The 1,838-nt window shown below is 35.5% G+C and carries 3 protein-coding genes; all 3 read left to right on the top strand.

What is annotated here, in order from left to right; genetic code table 11:
* The coding region (locus ENL20_07140; GenBank protein HHE38332.1) for a glutamine--fructose-6-phosphate aminotransferase at positions 1–484 on the top strand (484 nt) is incomplete at its 5' end.
* A gap of 571 nt (positions 485–1,055) precedes the next feature.
* Positions 1,056–1,526: a 2-C-methyl-D-erythritol 2,4-cyclodiphosphate synthase gene (locus ENL20_07135; protein ID HHE38331.1), complete on the top strand. Its 471-nt coding sequence runs from the start codon at positions 1,056–1,058 to the stop codon at positions 1,524–1,526.
* Positions 1,527–1,606: 80 nt separating this feature from the next.
* Positions 1,607–1,838 (top strand): hypothetical protein (locus ENL20_07130; protein ID HHE38330.1); only part of this gene is annotated, 232 nt, incomplete at its 3' end.

Raw genomic sequence — 1,838 nt, 5'->3', positions numbered from 1 at the left:
TTCGACTGCTTTGACCAATTACATTTTTACGAAATCATTTCCTTTCAATCTTTCTAAAGAAGCAACGAAATTGTTCAAAGAAGTCGTTGATGAACACGACTTGTTTGATCGGGCTTATCGCAATTATCCTTTGATCTATGTGACTGGACCGGAAGAACGAGATGTGAATCTGACGATTTCTCAAATAAATACACACAAAATTCGAGGTGGAGATACTTTTGTGATTGCGGAAGAGAATGAGAAGATCCTGGAAAATGCCAGAACAAATCCTCACGACGAAGGTTATTACGGCTGGGGATACATCATGCTTCCCAAAACCGGAGATACTCTGATGACAGCCTTTTCTGCAACTATTGTTCTCCAGCTACTTGCCCTGCGAATGAGCGTAAAGAAATTAACCAAACTCGACAGATTGGGAATTATGGATCATGGAGTTCATCCGGATGTTCCGAAAAATGTGTCAAAATCGATAACGGTTGATTAGTTGAATTGGTTAAACCGGTTGAATTAGTGAAATTGGGACTGTCATTAAGAGAATTCTTCTCGCTTTTCAAACGAGGAATTTTAAGATTTTCTGCTTGATTTTTGAGTCCACTCTAAAAAGGCAATAATTTGGAATATGTATGAAATTTTGCCCGAAATTTGGAAACTGATGAATCGGTTAATGAAACAGGAAAAAGTATTAACCGTTTTAACGGTTTCTAATTTTATTGAATTTGACCTTTTTAGAGTGGACTCATTTTTCTCACTTAAAATTTTTAAATCTTGAAGTTCTCTTGCTTTTCTATCAAGATTAGGAATCTGCAACTTTTTCAACATATAAGGAATAATGAGTTGGATTATTCCATTAGTGTTAAGTCAAGTTTCAAATGGCGGATGACAGAATGTATCACAAGCAATCCTGCTTGTGCAAAGGAACAAACAAGATGTTTGTTATACACTTGACTTAACACTTGGTGAAAAACTTAAATCAAATCTGCTAAAGTAAACTTAATTCAAGTTTTTATTTTTCGCGTTTTTTCGTGTATTTAGCGGGTAATAAAAAGGAAACGATTATGAAAATAGGGATAGGATACGATGTTCATAAATTAGTTGAAGGAAGAAAACTGATTTTAGGTGGAGTTCATATTCCTTTTGAGAAAGGATTAATTGGTCATTCGGATGCGGATGTCCTCATCCATGCAGTTGTGGATGCGATTCTGGGAGCATTGGCAAAGGGAGATATCGGTCAGCTCTTTCCTGATGATAATTCCCACTTCAAGGACATAGACAGCAGGATTTTGCTGCGTCATGTGATGAAAGTCATGTATGAAAACGGTTATAAGATCGGCAATATCGATGCTACGATCTGTGCTCAGAAACCCCGTTTGCGGGATTATATCATGCAAATGCGGGAAAATATAGCAGAAGACCTTTTCACTAATGTTGATAATATTTCCGTCAAAGCAACTACTGAAGAAGGTTTGGGAATCAGCGGTGGAGGTGATGGAATTACAGCGACTGCGGTTGTGTTGCTTGTACCGTAAATTAAAAAATCGGTTTTTTCATTTGACACATAATTACATATAATTATTTTGTATTTGAATCAAATACAGAGGAGTTAGAAATGATGAAAGTATTAACTATTCGTTTACCGGAAGCAATTGAAAAAAAAATAAGAATAAAAGCTCAAATCGAACATAGAAGTATTTCTGAACAAATAAAAAAATACATTACGGATGCTATTCTGATTGAAGATAGTCCTGATATACCTTTATCATTCATTAAAGAAAAACTTGAAGTTCAGGCTGAAATTGAAGCTGGTGTAGGAGAAGAATATGAATTCGGTGTAATTAAAT

Source organism: Candidatus Cloacimonadota bacterium (assembly GCA_011372345.1).
GTDB lineage: Bacteria > Cloacimonadota > Cloacimonadia > Cloacimonadales > TCS61 > DRTC01.
The sequence above is the reverse complement of the archived record's forward strand: the minus strand, read 5'-3'. Positions and strand labels throughout refer to the sequence as shown.

Bases quoted from the DNA above. Each gene is read 5' to 3' on its own strand.
- ENL20_07135 (HHE38331.1), top strand. From the start codon at position 1,056: ATGAAAATAGGGATAGGATACGATGTTCATAAATTAGTTGAAGGAAGA.